Here is a 21,339-nt window from a genome sequence, read left to right on the forward strand (position 1 = left end):
GCTCATAATCCTACCTGAACCAGAACAAAAGAACCGACTCGTTATGCTTACACAATATCTTCTGCTTGCCGTTTTGTGGACTTTTGCATTTTGGAATTTGTTTTACTACGTGTAGTTGTATGTTCTTATAAAATGGCTGCCACGGTACACTACTACCGATGTGATGTTCCTTGTTTCGCGTCCGTGGATTGCTCCGCATTATTTGTATTGCCGTGTTTTATTTGTTGCCAGGAGTGTTGGGATAGGCAGAACGCAAAATACGATAACTAATATTTTTGGAAAAGGATTTGACCTGAAAAATAATGATCATATTCTGCGTATAAAAAATTATCGATTTTAATCTTTCGAAGTAGTGTTGTTGGAAAACCTGATTTTTCGCATTTCCCAATAACGATTCAGGCTATGTCGCAGGGAAATCACGAGTTTCTCGATCTGGGTTTGCCTTACGAAGTTGATCCGATTATAATTGAAGGACATAATCCCTTGTTTTATCCGCTGGCAACCACGCTCGATTTTAAATTTCTGAAAAGGAAAGGAATACTGCCGCTCACAATAAGCTGGTATAATGGAGTAGAAAACCAACCTGAGTTACCGGAGAATTATGGAGAATCGGAAATGATGGCCGATATTCCTGCAGCCAGTAACGGCCAAATTGAACAACGCAAACTGAATCCGGGTAAAATTATTTATAGCAAAGATCTGAACTTTAAAGGAGGTTCACACGGTAGTATATTATCAATGCTTTCTTCGAAAAAGGCTGAAAAACTGATGACGCATCTTCCTGAAGTGCCGGAAAGTACTTCAAGCCATTTTAAGAATTTTGTACTGGCTTGTAAAGGCGAAGAGAAAACACGTTTGTTGTTTGAGGTCTCGGTGCCATTTAGCCAGGTATTTGTTTTGGGAACGTTGGCACGGCGTTTAAAAACCAAATTAAAATTTGATCGTGATACCAAAAAAATAACCAACAGTACTTTGGCAAATGACTTGTTACAGGCACAGCCTCCACGTAATGGATGGGAAGAATTTTACCGTTTGTAATTAGTTCACATTTAAAAAAATAGTAAATAACGTTAATGGGGTGAATAATTGTTCCTTATTATTGTAGAGGAATAAAAATGAAACCAAAAATGTATATAATATTATTCTTGCTGGCCACGTTTGCTGCGTATGGAAAAAGCGAAAATTTACCAAGCGAAACTGATTCGGTAGAAACATCGTTTACCAATCCTGTTTGGGACGGTGCCGATCCGTGGATGGTAAAACAGGGCAACGATTATGTTTACTGTTTTTCCAATAACAATGGAATTGCTGTTTCGAGTTCAAAAATTATGACACAAAGAAATGAGGCAGAATACATTTGGAAAGCACCTGCTTCGGGCTGGAACAGTAACTGCGTTTGGGCACCCGAGATTCATTTTATCGGTGGCCACTGGTATGTTTATTATGCTGCCGGCGTTTCAGGACCTCCTTTTATTCATCAGCGAGCAGGGGTTTTGCGCTCGGTAAACGATAATGTTTATAGTGACTATAAAGATATGGGAATGTTAAATACCGGCGACAATCCGGAAGATGTCTCAGAAAACATTTGGGCCATTGATATGACGGTGATGAAACTCAAAGGTAACCTGTATGCCATCTGGTCGGGCTGGCTGGAGCAAATGGATACCGATGCTACCTCGCAGCACCTTTTTATTCAGGAAATGGAAAATCCATATACCTTGAAAGGCAAGCGAGTTTTGCTGTCGTCGCCCGAAGAAAGCTGGGAAACCGGTGGTCCGTTAAATCTGAACGAAGGTCCTCAGGTTTTAAAGCATGATGATCAGGTATTTATCATTTATTCCTGTCGTGAATCGTGGCTGAAAGAATACCGTCAGGGAATGTTACAGCTTAAAGACTCGGATGCCGATCCGCTCGATCCTGAAAGCTGGATTAAAACAGGTCCGGTATTCGAAGGAAATGATTCTGTTCACGGAGTGGGGCATGTTTCGTTTGTAAAGTCGCCGGATGGTACCGAAGACTGGATTATTTATCACACGAAAAAAACAACAGAACCCGGATGGGATCGCGATGTGCGAATGCAGCCTTTTACATGGAACGCCGATGGAACTCCTGATTTTGGGGATGCTGTGAAGGCAGGAAAACCATTAAAGCGTCCCTCGGGAGAAGTAGAAATAGAACAAAATTAAATCAACTAACCCGTTGTGCGGTTTAATTTGTTAATAACCTTATTAATATCTATAACTAAAAAAAGTTATGCATAATCATGATATTCAATATCTTAGAAGTATAAAACACCACATTTTTACTTCTGTTATGCATAACTTGAAATCAAATTACGACAGATTCTTTCTCATTACCAAATCTGTATTTAAAAATCGCATCAACTCTTTCGATAATTTCTATTCGTATAGAAACCGCCCAAAGATGTCTGATTGTCAAATTATTGCGTTCTCTATTACTGGCGAGTCACTCGGAATCGACAGCGAAGCTTTTTTGTGGGCTAAAATCAAAAGCGAACATGCTGATGATTTTCCCAACCTAATCGACCGAAGCAACTTTAACCGCAGAAGAAAACGCCTTTATCCTTTTATCGAAGAATTGAACAAGACTGTAGCCGGCTTTCTCAATGCAGGAGAAGACTGTTTCCTGGTTGATTCGATTCCCATCCCTGTTTGCAAGAACGCCCGTGAACAACGCAGCAGGATTTGCAAAGAAAACTTTGAGACAGCACCAAACAAAGGCTATTCTGCTGTTAATAAAACCTGGTATTACGGCTACAAGCTTCATTTGCTTACCTCTGCAAACGGGGTTTTTCATAGTATGGACTTAAGCAAGGCTAGTGTCCATGATGTTCATTACCTGTCGCAGGTAAAGCATTCTGGGCTAAACAATTGTATCCTGCTGGGAGATAAAGGATATTTATCCAGTTCTCAGCAAATTGACCTGTTTTCTTCCTGCAACGTTAAACTGGAAACCCCCATGCGGGCTAATCAAAAAGCTTACACTTTGTACCCACCTGTTTTTAAAAAGTTTAGAAAAAGGATCGAAACATTGTTTTCTCAACTTTGCGACCAGTTCATGCTTAAACGTAATTACGCCAAAACACTTATTGGATTGTCAGTCAGAATACTCACAAAAGTTACTTCGGTGACTTTACTGCAATACATTAATTTAAAGAACGGTAAACCAATTAATAATTTAAAATATGCCCTGGCAGTTTAAACCGCACAACGGGTATCAACTAATAAAAATGAAATCAAGAAACTTATTTGTAGTATTAATCTTGGCGGCACTTGCTTTTGCCTGTAATCAAAAACCAGCAGAGCAATTGATCTGCGGAAGTCTTAAAGAAGCAGATTTTAAAGCTACGATCGGCGGTAAAGAAACCGGTTTGTACGAGTTGAAAAACGGAGAGCTCACCATGGCTGTAACCAATTATGGTGGTCGAATAGTTAGTTTGCTGGTACCCGGCAAAAACGGAGAAATGGCTGATGTGGTCCTCGGATTTCCGTCAATTGATGCTTACCTGAATGCCAAAGAAGTATTTCACGGAGCATTGATCGGTCGTGTTGGAAACCGTATTGCAAAAGGTAAATTCACCTTGAATGATGTAGAGTATACCCTACCAATTAACAATGACCCTAACCATTTACACGGCGGCCCCGAAGGTTTTCACAATGTGGTTTGGGATGTAAAAGCAGTGAACGACACTTCCATTGTTCTCAGCTATTTGTCGAAAGACGGAGAAATGGGCTATCCCGGAAATCTGAATGCAGAAGTAACTTATACACTTACACCGCAGAATGAGGTTAAGATGGCCTACAAAGCCACAACCGATAAGAGCACTCCGGTGAATTTAACCAATCATGCCTTTTTTAACCTGAAAGGTGAAGCCAACGGAACGATCAATGATCACTTGTTGACGATCAATGCTGATAAGTTTACTGCTGTTGACTCCACATTAATTCCGTTTGGAGAAAATGTACCTGTTGAAGGAACACCATTTGATTTCAGAGAAGCAAAAGCTATTGGTGCTGATTTGGCATTGCAAAGCGAAAACGAACAGCTGCAAAATGGTTTGGGCTACGACCATAATTTTGCCCTGAATAAACCCGTTGATGGCGAAATGACATTGGCGGCAATTGTTGTTGAGCCGGCAAGCGGAAGAAAAATGGAGATATTTACAGAAGAGCCCGGCATTCAATTTTACGGCGGAAACTTTATGGATGGAGCAGATACCGGTAAATATGGAAAGACCTTTGATTATCGTGAGTCGTTTGCTTTGGAAACACAACATTTTCCTGATTCACCAAACCAGCCGGCTTTCCCGTCAATTATTTTAAATCCGGGAGAGACTTATTCTACATCGAGTATTTACCGATTTAGTGTAGCGGATAGTCAATAAAATGTTCGAAGATTAATCAAATCATAAGGAAGTAACTTTTCCCTGCCGGAAAGCGGAAAATCCGGTTTCGGGTAGGGAATTATTGCCAATGACTTAGATTTACTTATTTTAGCGATGTATACCGAAACCAACAACTTTTCAGATGAATATCCCGAAAAAAGTGGATCAGATCTAAAGCAACCGGGTAAATTCAATTGAAGTTTGTTAGGTGGATATTTTTTAACTTAAAACCACGTACCTATCATGAAACAGAATCGTTTTCGCAACTTTTCTCTTGTTTTGCTATTCCTGCTGACGACATTTTTTACGGCTTGTCAGTCGGAGAAAAAGCAACTAAAAATCGAAAATCCTTTACCCGTTGAATTTGGTGACCCATACATTCTTAAAGCGTCGGATGGAATGTACTACATGATTGGAACCGGCGGAGTAACCGACGGTTTTAAAATGTATTCTTCGTCAGATTTGAAAAACTGGAAAGATGAAGGCCGTATATACCAGGGGAATACTTCCGACTCGTGGAATATTGCCAATTTTTGGGCTCCTGAATTGTACGAAAAAGACGGCAAATTTTATTTGTTGTTTAGTGCCGACTGGCGCGAAAATCCTACCAACGAATTAGAAAATTTCCGTATTGGTGTGGCAGTTGCCGATAATCCAACCGGACCGTATACTGACTTGTTCGATCGTCCGATTTTTGATCCGGGCTACCCGGTAATCGACGGAAATCTTTGGTTCGAAAACGATAAAGTATACCTGTATTATTCGCGTTGTTGTTACAAGAACCCTGTTGAAAGCGAAGTGGCCGACTGGGCACGCGAAAAAGGTATGTTCGATGAAATTGAAGAAAGCTGGGTGTATGGTGTGGAACTGCAACCTGATTTTTCGGGAATTATCGCTGAACCTAAACTGTTGTTGCGTCCGCCGTTAAAAATGGACGATCAGCAGGCAGAATGGGAAAGCCGCTCGGTAACTTCTGGCGAGGTAAACCGCCGCTGGACAGAAGGATCGTACCTCTTTAAAAATGAAGATACCTACTACATTATGTATTCGGCCAACTATTTTGGCGGAAAGAATTACGCAGTGGGTTATGCCACTTCCGATTCGCCACTGGGGCCTTTCCAAAAAGCCGATAACAACCCGGTTTTGCAAAAAAATGTTGAGCAGGGGGGAATTGTAACCGGCACCGGACACAACTCGGTAACTGTAGCTCCTGATGGAGAAACAATGATTTGTGTTTACCACGGAAGAACATCGGAAACAGGTGATGAACGTGTTGTATTTATCGATCCGATGGAGATTACCGCCGATGGGAAATTAGTTGTTCACGGACCAACTACAGCAGAAAAATAAGCGAGCGAAAGCTTGGGCGACTTTGAAAACTAAGAATTTAAATCATATGAAGTACTTTGTATTATTTGTTATTTGTGCGGGTTTGTTGTCGGTGAGTACGCAAGCTCAAAAAAGAACAGGCAACAATCATAATCCCGTGTTTGAAGGTTGGTATGCCGATCCCGAAGGAATTGTATTCGGCGATGAATACTGGATTTACCCAACCTATTCGGCACCATACAACGAACAGGTTTTTATGGATGCTTTCTCGTCAAAAGACTTGGTGACCTGGGAAAAGCATGAACGAATTATTGATACCACAGAAGTAAAGTGGGCGTGGCGTGCCATGTGGGCACCGGCCATTATTGAAAAAGACGGAAAATATTTCCTGTTTTTTGCGGCCAATGATATTCAGAGCGATGAGGAAGAAGGCGGAATAGGAATTGGTGTTGCAGATACTCCGGGAGGACCATTTAAAGATTACCTTGGTAAACCGCTGATCGATAAATTTTACAACGGGGCACAACCCATCGATCAGTTTGTTTTTCACGATAAAGACGGCCAGTATTACATGTTTTATGGTGGCTGGCGTCATTGTAACATTGCTAAGCTAAAGGACGATTTCACAGGCTTTGTTCCTTTTGAAGATGGTGAAACGTTCAAAGAAGTTACGCCCGAAGGTTATGTGGAAGGCCCGTTTATGTTTATCCGTAATGGCAAGTATTATTTTATGTGGAGCGAAGGTGGCTGGACCGGCCCGGATTACAGCGTGGCTTATGCCATTGCCGACTCGCCATTTGGCCCTTTTGAACGCGTTGGAAAGATTCTGAAACAGGACCCGGATGTAGCAACAGGCGCCGGACACCACTCGGTAATTCATGTTCCCGGAACCGACGAATATTACATCGTTTATCATCGCAGACCGCTGGGTGAAACCGACGGCAACCACCGCGAAACCTGTATCGACCGCATGTATTTTGATGACGAGGGATTTATCAAACCGGTAAAAATTACATTCGAAGGAGTGAAGGCACGGCCTATAGAGTAATATTGAATCAAGTTTAAACCAACTAATATTTTAAAATGAAACAACGATTTATTGTTCTGATTTTTGCGCTGAGCGCATTAACGAGTGTTGCCCAATGGAAGCCTGCGGGCGACAAAATTAAAACCCCTTGGGCCGAAAAAATCGATGTAAATAATGTGTTGCCTGAATATCCGCGCCCCATTATGGAACGTGCCGACTGGAAAAACCTGAATGGTTTGTGGAATTATGCCATTACGGATGCCGGACAAATGCAACCCGAAAATTTTGATGGTGAGATTCTGGTTCCTTTTGCGATAGAATCAAGTTTGTCGGGTGTTCAGAAAACCGTTGGCGAAACAAAGGAATTGTGGTACCAACGCACTTTTACTGTGCCTTCGTCGTGGAAGGGTAAAAAAGTATTGCTGCATTTTGGTGCCGTTGATTGGAAAGCTGAAGTTTGGATTAACGACATAAAAATTGGGTCGCACAAAGGTGGATACGATGCCTTTTCGTTTGATGTAACACCATTTATTAGCAAATCTGGAGAGCAAAACCTGGTGGTAAAAGTTTGGGATCCTTCGGATAAAGGATTTCAGCCGCGCGGAAAACAGATTGGCAATCCTCACGGAATTTGGTACACTCCGGTTACCGGAATCTGGCAAACGGTTTGGCTCGAGCCTGTAAACGAAAAACACATTACCGATGTTGTTGCCATTCCAAATATCGACAACGCAAGTTTAAAAGTTGATGCCTCAGTTTGTGGTACAACTTTTGGCGATGTTTACGAAGTAGTTCTGAAAGACGGAAATAGTGTTGTTTCAAGTGGAAAAGCTGTTGCCGGACAATCGGTTGAGCTGGCCGTTCCTAATGCAAAATTATGGAGCCCCGAATTACCGTTTCTGTACGATCTGGAAGTAAAACTTATTAGCAATGGAAAAACTGTTGATGCTGTTGACAGCTACACAGCCATGCGCAAGGTTTCAAGCAAACGCGATGAAAACGGAATTGTACGCCTGCAACTGAATAACAAAGATTATTTCCAGTTTGGCCCATTGGATCAGGGCTGGTGGCCCGATGGTTTGTACACTGCACCAACTGATGAGGCATTGAAATACGATATTCAAAAAACCAAGGATTTTGGTTTTAACATGATCCGTAAACACGTAAAAGTAGAACCGGCACGCTGGTATACACATTGCGATGAAATGGGGATTTTAGTATGGCAGGATATGCCAAACGGCGACCGCTCGCCGCAGTGGCAAAACCGAAAGTATTTTGATGGTACCGAGTTAAAACGTTCTCCTGAATCGGAAGCTAATTACCGCACAGAATGGCAGGAAATAATGGACGAACACATGTCTAATCCATCTATTGTTTGCTGGGTGCCGTTTAACGAAGCCTGGGGACAATTTAAAACGGAAGAGATTGTTGAGTGGACCAAAAACCATGATCAAAGTCGTTTGGTAAATCCGGCCAGTGGCGGAAACCATTACCGTGTTGGCGATATGTTAGACCTGCACAATTATCCGGGACCCGATATGTATTTGTATGATGGAAGCCGTGCTACCGTTTTAGGCGAGTATGGTGGAATTGGTCTGGCTCTTGAAGATCATTTATGGGCCACCGATCGCAACTGGGGTTACGTTCAGTTTAAAAACACAAAAGAAGTAACCGATAAATACATAGAGTATGCTGAAGAGTTGTACAAAATGGCAAAGACTGGTTTTTCTGCTGCAGTATACACACAAACCACTGATGTAGAAGGCGAAGTAAACGGGTTAATGACTTACGATCGTAAAGTGATTAAACTGGATGAAGCTCGTGTGCGTGAGATAAATCAGAAAGTATGTAAGGTTTTAGACGAAAAATAGATTTGGGACAAATTCAGTTTGCGAATAGTCTTTTATTTGTTATGGAGTTTAACGTTTAACGTTAAACTCCTTTTTTTTTGATAGACTGGCAATCTGATAATAAAAATGTTTATTCAAAAACCGGTACTGAATTTTGTGTAGAAGGAGATTGTCCTGTTACCTCCGGCCATCCATTAACCCAATGCACCTGGTCCATTAACAATACACGACCTTTATTAGGCGTGCTTCTAATGTATGAATGGTACAGTATCCAGTCGTTTCCGGCGTCGTCTGAGATGATTTCCGAATTGTGGCCGGTTCCAACAAACTTGTTGTTGCCCTGAATAAGAACTTCGTATTCATTATCTAACATCGCTCTCCCTGCTTTATTTACATAGGGGCCAAATAAATTCTCCGAACGCCCCACAACGGTTCTGTAGCTACTGTTGGCTCCTTCGCAACATGAACCAACAGAGGCAAACATGTAGTAATAATTTCCTTTTTTATGGATGTAACATGCTTCAAAGGCTGTGCCTGCAACCTTTCTGGTTGTTGCAGGTTTCATACTCAGTCCGTCATCGTTAAGTTCTAAGGCATAAATTCCAAAAAAACTTCCCCAGAATAAATATTTTTTACCGGCATCTTCAATGTAAAAAGGATCGATAGAATTATGCACTCCAATCTCATTGCTGCGGAATAATTTCCCGTTATCAGTAAAAGGTCCTTCCGGTTTTGTTGCCGTTGCAATACCTATACCACAGGTATTTCCGCCACCCCAAACCGACATTGAATAATACAAAACATACTTTCCGTTGATATAATTAATGTCAGGTGCCCAAATTCCTCCATTAGGTTCCCAGTTCGGGCGGGTTTCATTGGTAAAGGCAGTTCCTAAAACTTTCCAGTTGAGTAAATCTTCAGAACGAAGAATTGGTGTATTGCGAATGTCTTCGGTGGCGTACAAATAAAAATAACCATCCGCGGCCTTTATAATTGTTGGATCGGGTAAACTTGAGGGAATAACCGGATTATTGTAGGTTGTGTTTTTATCCTCATCTGTGGGTTCATCATCAATATTCAAATCGTTTCCGTTTGAACACGCTGTGAGAAAAAGGAAAATCAGGGGGATTGCAAAAAGATAGTATCTCATAATTTTAAAATTTAGTTGATTCGCAGAAACCTTTCGTTTTAGCTTAATTAAAAGCGGAATAAAGAGTATCCGGAATGTTTATAAAGTCTATATGTATAAGCGGTTTATTTTATGAATTTTCTTACGATTCTACTATTTGTTTTAGTAACAAAAGAGATAAGATACAGGCCATTCGGTAAGTTGGCTACATCAATTGTAAGTTGATCATCATATTTTTTGTTGTTGCTGTAAATCGTCTGACCTTTTACATCAATAATTGTAGTTCTAATGATCTGTTGATTGTTTGGTTTGATTTTAATGAAAGAAGTTGCCGGATTTGGGAACACCAGAATATCATCTTCTGCCTGTTCGATTAAACCTGAGATGGCTGTTACCGTGTTTTTAGCATGTAAAAACAGTTGAGAGCTTGGAACTACTTCTCTTTGCTGCTGGGAACTTTCCCATTCGAGAACAACATTTGCTCCTCCAATATCATCAAAAAACTCTACCTTAATATCGTAGCGTTGACCAGCGTTAAGTGTTATCTTGCCAGAGTATGTAACATCGTAGTCATTTAGCCATTTGTCAATAATTAACTCATTGTTTATCCAAACCCTGCGTCCGTTATCTGATGTGATGTAAAAAGTATATTCACCTGAGTATAGCGGTTCTATTTTTCCGGTCCATCGCACTGAAAAATAATCGGCAGGTACCTCTGCTGCAGGATATAGCTCTTCCCAATTAAAGTTCACATTCGGATCAATTCGTTCGAGCAGCTGTGTTTCAAAGTTCATTCCGTCAAAGTACTGACCAATCAATCCGTTTGTGTCAGAAGTAGGTGACTCAGCTTCAAAAAATTTGAAATTATTTATGTTGCAAATGTATCCCGTTCCTTTATAAACCAGGTAGATATTTTGCAGGCCTTTCACATTCTCAACAGGACAAGTAATTGTTGTATAAGTTGACCAATTACCGGTATTGTCAGGTGTGGCAGTCCCTATCAACTCTCCGTTTGGCGCGCCTAACCTTATATCAATGCTATTTCCTGAAGCAAGGCTTGAAATTCTGAACTCAGCAGATTCTGCTCCGGTGGTTCCGAAATCAACATTGTAATAAGCTGTATGATACTCGTTCTGAATTCCTCCTAAGTTAGAAGTCTCATCATCAGGTGTAGGTTGAACAACCATAACACCTTTGAGGTAATCAAAATCCTCCGACTCAATTTTTGAATAAGCATCTTTAACCGTTGTCGTTTTATAAGGACAATTTATCATTAATGATACAGCTGTAGAAGCATTAAAACCCCGATATTCCACCGTTTCTTCGGCTCTTTTACTCCATATTGTAGAGATAATATTTTCAGAGTTACTGTTGTTATAAGCCACCTTCGCATTTAGTTGTAGCCACGGAATGAAATTTGGACGGTTACAGTCAACCACATATTTACGGGCATAACGCATTAAAATTCCTTTAAAACCATCTAAGTCAGGGCCTTCTTCGTACCAGATTACGCTTGAACGAAACATGTTTTCTTCTGTATACCTGGCTATCCGATCGGCAATTTTTAAGTAAGTTGGGTCTTTTGTGTAATTGTAAAGCATGACCGATGCTCCAAGATAAGTTCCCTGATTGTAAGTAGAGCTCCAGTAATTTGTTGCCCCGTCGCCATTAGAATTATAGCTGTCGTACACTTCGCCTGTTTCGGTTACAAGCAGGTTGTTTTTCGACCAATTATATAATTTAACCGCCTTTGTATAATAATCATTGTTGTTTGTTGCTTGCGCTAAATAGCAGCAGGCAACCATTGCCGGACCATTTATACACGAGTTGGTTCCGGGTACGCCCATTTTCCATGTCAGCCAGCTACCGTTGGCATGAATGGCACGATCATACATTTTATCGAACTGGTCTTTTGCTTTGTTTATGTAGGTTTGGTTATTTAAAATTATTCCTGCCCGTACACAGGCTAAAACCATCCAGGTAATGTCGTCGTTAAAGTCATTCCACATCCAGTCATGGCCATATTTAGTAAGAACCTGATTATACATCTCGCTAAACATGGTTGCATATTTTAGGTTTCCGGTCACTTCATAGGCATCAATAACTATTTCCATCATTTCAGCCACTCCCCAATAACCTTCATTGGGAATTATTTCATCGCCTGTCCGTGCATCGTAATATTTTTCTTTCCACGCAGCAAAAATCTTATCTGCAATTTCAGGTGTTGGGGCTGCCTCTCTGTCGTCTTGTTCCTCAAAAAACCAGCTTTCTTTATCTCCTCCGGCTGATTCGCTTAACTCAACATTTGAGCCATCGATGGTTTCTGTTCCCGCAACAGACAGCGCAAAATCTGAATCCGATGCGCATTTTATCGAAAAAGTGCCATCTGTATTTTCAGCAATCTGCCACAAAACTGTAGCATCATTTGTATTTTTATATTGATCGATGTTTAGCTGATTCTCAGGAGGAGTTCCGTTCATGTGAAGTAATTTACCACTTGCTACGTTGGTAAGGGTGAATTGATTGTCGCTAACAGAAGTTAACCGCCATCTCTGCGCATCAGAATCCGTGTCCGTCCATATACACACATTGGCGTTATCAGACATCTCTGAATTAAGCACATCAAGTACTTTGCCCGATGCCTTTGAGGTGATTTTATAAATAGTTCCGGAGTTAACAGAGCTGGATGAGGCATTCTCACTGCTGATTGTTGCATCCGGGGTGGCGGTTTCGAAAGGATAATTTTGAGTGTTATCTACTGCACCGGTAATTGAAGGTGTGCCGGTAGTGATACCTTTTACTTCGTTAGAAAATATGGACAGCCAAAAAAGAATTGCTATTGAAAATAGTAATTGCTGAGGTTTCATGAAATCTTAGGTTATAGGTTTGTTAGGTATAGTTAAATCGAAAGAAGTACTTAAAGTACTTCCTTCGATATTTAACTTATATGAATGTTTCTTGCTCACTTGAAGCAAGAGAGAAGAATAGGTTTTATCTATTGCTTTTCGAGAGTAATTGTTTCGTTCAATGCATCAATTGTTACAATGGCAGGGCCAGCTTGTTCTTCAGTAACCCACCATTTCAGATCATCACCATAACCGGCAGGCGTTGCCTGGATACGATTATCATCCCATATATTTGCGTTAGCAACTATAGGGCGAAGGAAAGGACATCCCCAACCTGCACTTTGATCATTATAGGGCAGTTTGAAATCATTGTTGGCCTGCATTGTACATTCAAGAGTGAAAATACTTGGATTTCTTGGATCCCAACTAAACTCGGTTGAAGATGGCATACTCCATGCAACACCAATTCCGGTACCTACGGCCCAAACATGGCTAAATCCTTTATATCCAAAAATGATCTCTCTGTCGTCTTTGTTTAAAATAATCGAGTACAAACCGGACTTGGTCACGGTAAATTCCATATCAGAACTACTATTCGTTGAATTCTGCACTAATTCGGTAGAACTTGCTCCCATACTCCATGATCCTTTATCCTCAACCAGGGAATTAACGAACTTAAAGGTTCCAATCTGTAAATTTCCTTCCCATTGATATTTATTACCAATGTCTTTGCCTTCGATAATTTCAGTTAGCTTAATCCCATTACTGATTTCCGATCCTTTTGGGTTAGCAGAACCAACCAGGTACAGATTTACCGGAGTGATTTCGAAAGTTGTTACAATTATTTTTGTTGTTGAGATCTCTGGTTTAACAAAGAAATCTCCTTCTGAATAGGCTATTACTTCTGCCTCTATTTCGGCTGTACTTCCAAAATTTATTCCAAGTTCGTAAAGAAGGGTATTCAGGTCGAAGTGTGTAATGCTGTATTCAAAAACACCCTCTTCAACTGGAATTGTATCGGTAGCAGTTGTAAATCCGGGGAGACCTAACTTGAAGTAATACTTAATCTGCCCATTGTTAATACGTTCCTGTGCCTCATCCCAGCTGAATGTAATGGCGATTTCATCCATCATATCCTGTGATAAGGTAATCTCCTCAACGCTGGGAGTCAGGTGCATGCCGTCTTCAACGGTGTCTATTTCAATTTTTACATCGTATTCATCATCGCAACTGCTAAAAAGTAGCATGCCTATTGCGAAGATTACGAATAGTATATTTATTTTTTTCATCTGTTTCAAATTTGTTAAAGTAGTTTTCCCAATTATTCAGATTCTGTCCAGTAAGGTGCTTGTACCAGGTTTGGATTTTTGTCAATCTCATCCTGGTAAATAGGGAACCAGTAATATTTTTTCTGATATACCCTTTTCTGGTATTGCGTGCGCACGTAAAACGCTTTTGGATTTGACGGATCATCCGATTTATCGGTTCCTGAGAAATTCATTCCGTAAAAGTCACCGTCCAACACATCTTCCGCTTCCTTCCAGCGTCTCAGATCATCATAGCGAACACCTTCTCCGCATAGTTCAACACGTCGCTCGCGACGGATAATTTCACGCATTTCGTCCTGGTCGTTCAGATTTACTGCGATATAACCATCTTGTTGAGAAGTTGCATATTGAGGAATACCGGCTCTCTCGCGAATCAAGTTCAGGTAAGTAAGAATTTCCTGATTTCCGGGGCTTACTTCGTTTAGTATTTCGCAATAACTAAGGTAGGCTTCGGCCAGACGGTAAACGATACCCGGACGATATTGCCATGAACCATTTTTAGAATCTGAGTTGGGATGTTTTCTTTTTAACCCTAAATACCCGTTCTGAGGTGCATCGTGGGTATAGTTATTGTCTTTTCCATACTGATAAAAATCAACATTCCGACGGTCCCAGATGTAATAACGTTCGTTCCAAAGAATGGCATTGTAGAAACGTGGTTCGCGGTTTACATACATGTTGAAAGTTCCTGCTTTTGCCGCTACTTTTTCTTTGCCGTCGTACCAGTTCCAGTTATCGGTATTTCTTACATCATCGTTTGTTGAAAAACCACTTTCTGTATAACCCGATTCCGGGTTGATGATAGGCTTGGTTTTATCTCCGTTCTCATAGCCCAAAATTGGCGAAAGACCATTATCCATAAAGAAAGCATCAACTATAGATTGAGTCATCCCCAAACCTCCGTTACCTCCTGCTCCGTATGGCGAAATGTGTCTGTCGAATTCCGTTTGGTTTTGCGGACGTGCAAAAAGAATTTCTTTATTTCCATCGGCATAAGTACGGGCATGCACCCAGGCTGTTGATGCAAATGGATCGATACTGCCATCGTCGTTATACATTTTGTACAACTCATGGCCTGCAGCTTCAGCTTCCTGAATCAGCAATCGGTGTGCCTCCAGGGCTTTTGTCCATTTGTTTTGATCGTATGAGCTGTTGAAAAGCGGAGTGCCTTCTGTATCGGTAAAGTTCGCATAATCCGGGTTGCCGTTTACTAACGGAGACGCAGCAAAAAGTAGCATGCGGGCACGTGCCGCCAAACACATTACTGAAGTAACGCGGCCATATTTTATTGCCTGTGCATAGCTTGCCGGTAAAATTTTGGATGCTTCCAACATTTCATTGTCGCACCATTCAATTATTTCATCGTATGGAACGGGGCCGGTAAGTAGCTCTTCTGTCGAACCATCCGTTGGTGCAATATAGTCGGGTTGAAAAGGGCAAACACCATAACAGTTTACAAACAAACTATAGTAGTAAGCTTGTAAAAAACGACATTCAGCCTGAATGTATTCAACTTCCTGGGCGGTGATTGTAGTTCCGTCAATTGGCACAACATTGGCACGCAAAATATTTGCTGTACGAATGCGTTGAGGAAGATCACCCCAGTAGCTTCCATCCCATTCTGTTGCAGTGTTCCAGTTACCGGTAATTTTAGGAATGGCATCCCATCCCCATTGTTGCCAACGTTCAGAAGGTGTCCAGTCGTCGCCCATAACGCCCCATCCGGTTCGGTTTAAAGAACCCCAGGTTGGGTCGGGTATACCGGAATAAACATAAGCCAGCATACTTTCCATTCTGTCTTTGTCGGTGAAAACCATATCCATGGTTAATTCTGTATCTGATTCTTTATCCAGGTAATCCGTGCAGGAAAACATGGTGCCCAGCAGCAATATCAGGAATGTATATTTTAGTTGTATTTTCATCTTTCTATATTTTTCAGGTGATTTCATCTGTTTATAATTGTTTATTTTTTAAAGTAACAGATGTAACTCCCATGATTATAATCATTCGTATTTTCGTATAATAATTTCTCATGGTCGTTTCATTATCAGAATATTAAGTCGATTCCGAGCATAACCGATTTGAGTGGAGGATATTCAGTTCCGTTGGAAGTTGAAAGTTCAGGATCCCACAATTTGAAATCGGAAAAGGTTAACAAGTTATTTCCGTTGATGTAAATACGACATGCTTTAAACATATCTTTCTTTACCGAAGCCGGAATGTTATATCCGATTTCAATTTGTTTCAAACGCAGGAAGCTCATGTCCTTTTTCCACCAGGTAGAATTTGCATTGTTGTTGTAATTTGTAGCATACGACAAACGTGGATAGAAAACATCCTGCGATGGATTTTCTTCGGTCCAGCGATCGGTATAGTTGGTGAAAATATTTCCCTGAATTCCCTGGCCTGATCCCGGAATAAAGTACTCACTTTCGTCGCCAATAAAGCGGTAAGTGTCTCCAACTCCCTGAAAGAATACACTCAAATCGAAGCCATGTAACGAAATGTTTCCGCCAAATCCGTACACCATACGCGGATCGTTGGTTCCGCCAACATAACCTTTGTCTTTTGAATTGATAACGCCGTCTTCGTTCCAGTCAAGAATTTTAACATCACCGGGGCGTACTTCAGCCAGCTCGTTTTGTGGTAGCTCAGGCAGCAGGTTTCCTGTAGCATCAAAGTCTTCTGCTGTATACAACCCGATTGCCTCATAACCGTACAGTTCGTTTATTGAATGGCCGGTAATATCCTGATGGGTTCCTTGTTGGCCTGCCGGAACATCATATTCAAGAATTTCGTTTTTGGCATAACTTACGTTGGCAAAAAACGAGATGTCGGCATTGTTTAGTTTCTTATTGTATGTAATTGCAGCTTCACCTCCCTGGTTTTTCACTTTTCCGAAGTTGGCATACGGAGTGCTTAACAAACCTGCCTGTGTGGGAATGGTGCGTCGTTGCATAAAAATATTGTCGCGGTATTCATGAAATGCATCCAGTTGAATACGTAATGCAGATCGAACACTGAATTCAATACCTACGTTCTTTTTTGTTACCGTTTCCCAGGTAAGGTTATTTACGCCTATATCGCCCTCCGTAACTCCATCTTTTTGGTAGTCGGCGGTATTACCCCAGTGGTACCCGGCGGCTTCGGTATTCATTGTAGTCAAGTAGGCAAAGCGTCTTTCAGAACCAATCTGGTCGTTACCGGCCTGACCCCACGATGCACGGATTTTTAAGAAATCAATCGTTTCTTTCATGCCAGCCCAGAAATTCTCTTCAGACACCAACCAGCCCACAGCAAACGATGGGAAAAATCCGTAACGTTGTCCCTTGGCAAAGTTTTCCGATCCGTTATATCCGAAGTTAAATTCTCCTACATATTTATTTTTAAACGAATAGGTAGCACGACCAGCTATACCCTGGTTGCGGTAGGGTTGAATACCTCCGTCGTCGTAACTGCGCTGGTTAAATAGTAGTAACCCAGTAAGGTTGTGGGCTTCGTTAAAAGTATGGTCGTAATTCAGAATCCATTCCAGGTAAGTTTGGTTATTTCCATAATCACTTCCTTCTTCGTAGTTCAAAAACTCAGAACCTGAACTTAATAAAGTCAGCTCCAATTCTCCTTCATGATCGCGCGTTGTGGCCGGAAGATAGTAAGTTGGATCTTTACTACGCGTTAACGAGCTATAGCTGTAGTTATCGAAAGAAAAAGACAGTTTTGTGCTTAAGCCCTCGGTAATAAAATCCAGCTTTTGCTCTATGGAAAACAGCGATTCCAGTTTACTGCTGGTATAAACCCCATATCCATACTGGGTAAGATAGGCCCATGGGTTTACCCTTGAACTTCTCACTGGAATTTTTCCATCAGCATAAATGGCAGGGTGTACCATTGGCGGCGTGTCAAAAGCATAGTCCCATACGGTATTTGTTCCGTTCGACTGTTTGCGTAGTTTTTGCAGGTAACCCCCAACGCTCAGTCGCATTGATGTTGTTTTTGTCAGGTTCAAATCTACATTCGAACGCAGGTTATAACGTGTTAAGCCTGTGCTGGTGTCGTACGAAAGCGAATTGTCTCTTTTCATGATACCATCCTCATTATATGCCGAGGCAGTGAGGTTGTAGCGTAACATAGCCGAGCCTCCGTTTACATTCAGGTTTGCCCGGGTGTTGTAAGCATGATCTTTCGAAATAGCCTTTATCCAATCAACGTTTGGATACAATTCCGGATCATATCCGCTTCGGGTGCGGTCAATCGCCAATTGTTCGTAATACGGAACTTTAAATTCTTCTGAAGCCAAATCGTTTAGCAGTTGCATATGATCGGCAGCACCAATGAACTCAGGCATTTGTGTTGGAGCAGTTATAGCATGCTCAACCCGAACATTAACAACAGGTTTCTGAATTTTTCCGCGTTTGGTATTTACCAGAATTACTCCGTTTGCCCCGCGAACACCGTACATGGCACTGGCTGCAGCATCTTTAAGTATCGAGAATGATTCGATTTCTGAAATATCCAGATCATCCAACGAACGTTGAACACCATCAACCAATACCAATGGATTTGTACTTCCGGAGAAGGAAGAAATACCACGAATCCAGAAATTAGACTGGTTGTATCCCGGTTCGCCCGAACGAGTTACTGCAATAACTCCGGCCAGTTTTCCGGCCAAAGTGTTTGAAATATTTTTTGATGAACTAATCTGTAATTCTCCCGGATTGATGTTTTGAATAGCACCAACTACCGAAGCCTTTTTCTGGGTACCGTAACCAACTACCATTACTTCATCCAGATCGGTGGTTGCTTCTTCCAAAACAATGTCGCGAGGAACTTCATTAACCGGAATTTCCTGGTTTTCCATTCCGATAAAAGAGAATGTTAATACGGCATCGTCGGGGGCATTAATACTGTAAACCCCATCCACGTCGGTAATCGTTCCATTAGATGTTCCTTTAATAACCACCGAAACTCCGGGTAAAGGAAGGCCCTTGCTGTCGATAATTCGTCCGCTAACCGGTTTTTGGTCCTGTTCTGCAGGTTCTTCAACCTTTGTCTCTTTTTCGGGAACCAGAACAATTTGCCGGTCGATTATTTTATAGGTCAGATTGGTGTTGGCCAATACTTGTTCCAGAATTTCCGTCACCGATGATTGATCAGCGATCACATCAATTTTTCTGTCCAAATCAACCTGGCTATCCTTGTAAAAGATGTTAAACTCGCTCTGGTCCTGAATTTTTTCAAAAACCTGTTTCACGGTTACATTCCTTAACAGGAACGAAAATTTGGCGCTTTGTGAATAAGAAGTGTTGGCAATAACACTGCTCATTCCAACGAGCAAAAGAAAGATGGTTATCCTCATAATCCGAAGAAATTGGGAACCCACTTTGCCAAAAGAGCAATACGGATACCTCGTTTTACTTTTTTTCATAAATTTGTTTGAATTATAAATTTAAAATGCATTGCCTGGCAGCAATGTTGATTAATTTTACAGCCTGCAGATGTTCCAGCATCTGCAGGCTTTCTCATTTTTTAAGACAAAAACAAGTGGTTTTACATAGGCTTAACTAGTTTAGATTTATGATTAGCTTATTGTTTTCTCTATTTAGTTTAATCTGAGTGGTTTCAGCTATAATGTTCAGCACCTCTTCTGCGGTGTTTCTTAGGTTTAAATTTCCCGAGAATGTTTCTTTTCCAATGGCCGCACTTTGTAATTCTATATCAACATTGTAATAGCGCGATATTTTTTTAAGAATGGTTTCAAGTGGCTCTTTTTCAAGAATCAGGTAGCCGTCGCGCCACGATAAATACTTTATTACATCAACCTGGCTTTCCTCAAAACGTTCCGTGTTGTTGTTGTAAACAATTCGTGTTCCGGGTAAAATTGTTTTTTTCTCGCTATGGAATACTGTATTGTTATTCGCACTGATTTCTATTTTTCCTTCCGCCAGAACAGTACCACTGTTGTTATCATCTTCGTAAGCGTTTACATTAAAAACTGTTCCCAATACTTTGATTTTAAAATCCTTGGTGTTTACATAGAACGGTTTATTATCGATATGTGCAACATTAAAAATGGCTTCACCATCAATGTACACTTCTCGTTTGTTGCCGGTATTCGTTGCCGGGTATACCAATTTCGATCCGGAATTCAGCCATACTTTCGATCCGTCTGCCAACTTAATTTGCGTACGTTTGCCGTAGGGAACAACCAGAGTGTTAAAAACAGGCTTTTTTTCCTCTACCAACTGCGTAATTTTTTGAGTAGAGTCGATGGTAATATTCTCGCCTTTTTCATCGTACAAAATGTTGGATTCCTCTTCGGCAATTAAAACCTGGCGGCCATCCTGCAGAATCAGCTGTGTTGCGGTATCGGGTTGCGAAAGTTGCATGGTTTCAACCAAAATGTCGAAGTCGCTTGTATTCACCGAGCGTTGTACCTGCCACACCGAAAACATAACAATAAGAAATGAAGCAGCCACGGCCCAGCGCGCAAGTGTTTTTTTCCGTTTTTCCCGCTGAATTGAATAACGGAGCTGTTCCCGAACATTTTCTTTCTCCTGAAACGAGGGTGTTTTTTTATAAGAAGTCAGAAAGGAATAAATGGTGCTGGCTAGTTGCAATTCTTCAGCTTCCGAATCATTTTTATTTTCAGTCTCTTCTACGATGGAATCAATGCTGAATTGCTCATCTGCCAGAATATCGTATGCCTTTTTTACTTCGTTGTTATCCATTATGGTTTTAATCTACATCTACATAAAGTGGATGGAAGTAAAAACATAGACAAAAAAATAAAAAATATTTGTCTACACGGTTTGAATTCTGTTTCTAAGTAAAAAAAACAGGAGTATGGAGTTAAACGTTTTTCCCTTTTTAATGGCTTTGCGTAGCTCTTTTAATGTTCTGTATATCATTGTTCTGGCCGATTCAACCGAGATGTTTAACGTGTCAGCGATTTCCGGATAGCTTAGATTGTGTTCAAACTTTAAAGAAAGTGCTTCCTGTTGTTTTTTTGTCAGTTTTTTCATTACCTCGGCAAGTGCCCTGAAATGTTCTTTTTTTGTTTCGTCGGCTATGATTTCATCCTCCAGTGATACTACCGGAGTGTCGTTCGAATGCAATAGTTGCTCATCGTGTAGAAGCGTTTTTCTTTTTGTCCCTTCTTTGTGCAACAAACGCCTTAAAGAACGTAAAAGATAAAACTGAATGTTATCAGTTTTGGAAAGCGTTTTGCGGTATTTGTAAAGATTCAGAAAAAGGTCGTGAATACAGTCTTTTATAAAATCCGTGTCTTTCGAAAAATTAAGGGCATACGAATACAGTTCGTTAAAATACTGGTCGTAGATACGGTAAAACGCATCGTCGTCACCATTCTTAAAACGCTCCCAAAGAAAATATGAAGGATTTTCTTTTTTCGCCATCAGTCCCTAA

At 41.0% G+C, this 21,339-nt stretch carries 14 protein-coding genes; 7 read left to right on the top strand and 7 right to left on the bottom strand.

Features of this window, described 5'->3' with window-relative positions; all coding sequences use genetic code 11:
* The first annotated feature begins 402 nt into the window (after positions 1 to 402).
* The 7 genes from G0Q07_RS06545 (at position 403) to G0Q07_RS06575 (ending at position 8,632) form a co-directional block, all read left to right on the top strand.
* Complete coding sequence (locus tag G0Q07_RS06545; protein ID WP_163345330.1) at positions 403 to 1,038, top strand: hypothetical protein; 636 nt, start codon at positions 403 to 405, stop codon at positions 1,036 to 1,038.
* Between the two features lie 89 nt (positions 1,039 to 1,127).
* On the top strand, positions 1,128 to 2,186 hold the full coding sequence (locus G0Q07_RS06550) for a glycoside hydrolase family 43 protein (RefSeq protein ID WP_203532683.1): 1,059 nt from the start codon (positions 1,128 to 1,130) through the stop codon (positions 2,184 to 2,186).
* Between the two features lie 238 nt (positions 2,187 to 2,424).
* Positions 2,425 to 3,222: an IS982 family transposase gene (locus G0Q07_RS06555; RefSeq protein WP_163344491.1), complete on the top strand. Its 798-nt coding sequence runs from the start codon at positions 2,425 to 2,427 to the stop codon at positions 3,220 to 3,222.
* A 28-nt stretch (positions 3,223 to 3,250) separates the two neighbouring features.
* Positions 3,251 to 4,405: an aldose epimerase family protein gene (locus G0Q07_RS06560; protein ID WP_163345331.1), complete on the top strand. Its 1,155-nt coding sequence runs from the start codon at positions 3,251 to 3,253 to the stop codon at positions 4,403 to 4,405.
* A 243-nt stretch (positions 4,406 to 4,648) separates the two neighbouring features.
* On the top strand, positions 4,649 to 5,755 hold the full coding sequence (locus tag G0Q07_RS06565; RefSeq protein WP_163345332.1) for a glycoside hydrolase family 43 protein: 1,107 nt from the start codon (positions 4,649 to 4,651) through the stop codon (positions 5,753 to 5,755).
* A 46-nt stretch (positions 5,756 to 5,801) separates the two neighbouring features.
* Complete coding sequence (locus G0Q07_RS06570) at positions 5,802 to 6,782, top strand: glycoside hydrolase family 43 protein (protein WP_163345333.1); 981 nt, start codon at positions 5,802 to 5,804, stop codon at positions 6,780 to 6,782.
* A gap of 35 nt (positions 6,783 to 6,817) precedes the next feature.
* Complete coding sequence (locus tag G0Q07_RS06575) at positions 6,818 to 8,632, top strand: glycoside hydrolase family 2 protein (protein ID WP_163345334.1); 1,815 nt, start codon at positions 6,818 to 6,820, stop codon at positions 8,630 to 8,632.
* Between the two features lie 109 nt (positions 8,633 to 8,741).
* Here G0Q07_RS06575 and G0Q07_RS06580 read toward each other — a convergent pair whose 3' ends face one another.
* The 7 genes from G0Q07_RS06580 to G0Q07_RS06610 form a co-directional block, all read right to left on the bottom strand.
* Positions 8,742 to 9,761 carry a family 43 glycosylhydrolase gene (locus tag G0Q07_RS06580; protein WP_163345335.1) on the bottom strand — a complete coding sequence of 340 codons (1,020 nt, stop codon included), beginning with the start codon at positions 9,759 to 9,761 and terminating at the stop codon, positions 8,742 to 8,744.
* A 104-nt stretch (positions 9,762 to 9,865) separates the two neighbouring features.
* A complete protein-coding gene (locus tag G0Q07_RS06585) occupies positions 9,866 to 12,607 on the bottom strand; it encodes a glycoside hydrolase family 76 protein (protein WP_163345336.1) in 2,742 nt (913 codons plus the stop codon).
* 128 nt (positions 12,608 to 12,735) lie between these two features.
* Complete coding sequence (locus tag G0Q07_RS06590) at positions 12,736 to 13,875, bottom strand: SusE domain-containing protein (RefSeq protein ID WP_163345337.1); 1,140 nt, start codon at positions 13,873 to 13,875, stop codon at positions 12,736 to 12,738.
* Between the two features lie 32 nt (positions 13,876 to 13,907).
* Complete coding sequence (locus G0Q07_RS06595) at positions 13,908 to 15,836, bottom strand: RagB/SusD family nutrient uptake outer membrane protein (protein WP_163345338.1); 1,929 nt, start codon at positions 15,834 to 15,836, stop codon at positions 13,908 to 13,910.
* A 125-nt stretch (positions 15,837 to 15,961) separates the two neighbouring features.
* A complete protein-coding gene (locus G0Q07_RS06600) occupies positions 15,962 to 19,270 on the bottom strand; it encodes a TonB-dependent receptor (RefSeq protein ID WP_163345339.1) in 3,309 nt (1,102 codons plus the stop codon).
* A gap of 205 nt (positions 19,271 to 19,475) precedes the next feature.
* A complete protein-coding gene (locus tag G0Q07_RS06605) occupies positions 19,476 to 20,642 on the bottom strand; it encodes a FecR family protein (protein ID WP_163345340.1) in 1,167 nt (388 codons plus the stop codon).
* A gap of 72 nt (positions 20,643 to 20,714) precedes the next feature.
* Entirely contained in the window at positions 20,715 to 21,329 is a 615-nt protein-coding gene (locus tag G0Q07_RS06610; protein ID WP_163345341.1) for an RNA polymerase sigma factor, read from the bottom strand.
* Between the last annotated feature and the right edge of the window lie 10 nt (positions 21,330 to 21,339).

Origin of the sequence: Draconibacterium halophilum, assembly GCF_010448835.1 — a bacterium.
GTDB lineage: Bacteria > Bacteroidota > Bacteroidia > Bacteroidales > Prolixibacteraceae > Draconibacterium > Draconibacterium halophilum.

Coding starts and splice junctions, on each gene's coding strand:
- G0Q07_RS06545 (WP_163345330.1), top strand. CDS start 403: ATGTCGCAGGGAAATCACGAGTTTCTCGATCTGGGTTTGCCTTACGAA.
- G0Q07_RS06550 (WP_203532683.1), top strand. CDS start 1,128: ATGTATATAATATTATTCTTGCTGGCCACGTTTGCTGCGTATGGAAAA.
- G0Q07_RS06555 (WP_163344491.1), top strand. CDS start 2,425: ATGTCTGATTGTCAAATTATTGCGTTCTCTATTACTGGCGAGTCACTC.
- G0Q07_RS06560 (WP_163345331.1), top strand. CDS start 3,251: ATGAAATCAAGAAACTTATTTGTAGTATTAATCTTGGCGGCACTTGCT.
- G0Q07_RS06565 (WP_163345332.1), top strand. CDS start 4,649: ATGAAACAGAATCGTTTTCGCAACTTTTCTCTTGTTTTGCTATTCCTG.
- G0Q07_RS06570 (WP_163345333.1), top strand. CDS start 5,802: ATGAAGTACTTTGTATTATTTGTTATTTGTGCGGGTTTGTTGTCGGTG.
- G0Q07_RS06575 (WP_163345334.1), top strand. CDS start 6,818: ATGAAACAACGATTTATTGTTCTGATTTTTGCGCTGAGCGCATTAACG.
- G0Q07_RS06580 (WP_163345335.1), bottom strand. CDS start 9,761: ATGAGATACTATCTTTTTGCAATCCCCCTGATTTTCCTTTTTCTCACA.
- G0Q07_RS06585 (WP_163345336.1), bottom strand. CDS start 12,607: ATGAAACCTCAGCAATTACTATTTTCAATAGCAATTCTTTTTTGGCTG.
- G0Q07_RS06590 (WP_163345337.1), bottom strand. CDS start 13,875: ATGAAAAAAATAAATATACTATTCGTAATCTTCGCAATAGGCATGCTA.
- G0Q07_RS06595 (WP_163345338.1), bottom strand. CDS start 15,836: ATGAAAATACAACTAAAATATACATTCCTGATATTGCTGCTGGGCACC.
- G0Q07_RS06600 (WP_163345339.1), bottom strand. CDS start 19,270: ATGAGGATAACCATCTTTCTTTTGCTCGTTGGAATGAGCAGTGTTATT.
- G0Q07_RS06605 (WP_163345340.1), bottom strand. CDS start 20,642: ATGGATAACAACGAAGTAAAAAAGGCATACGATATTCTGGCAGATGAG.
- G0Q07_RS06610 (WP_163345341.1), bottom strand. CDS start 21,329: ATGGCGAAAAAAGAAAATCCTTCATATTTTCTTTGGGAGCGTTTTAAG.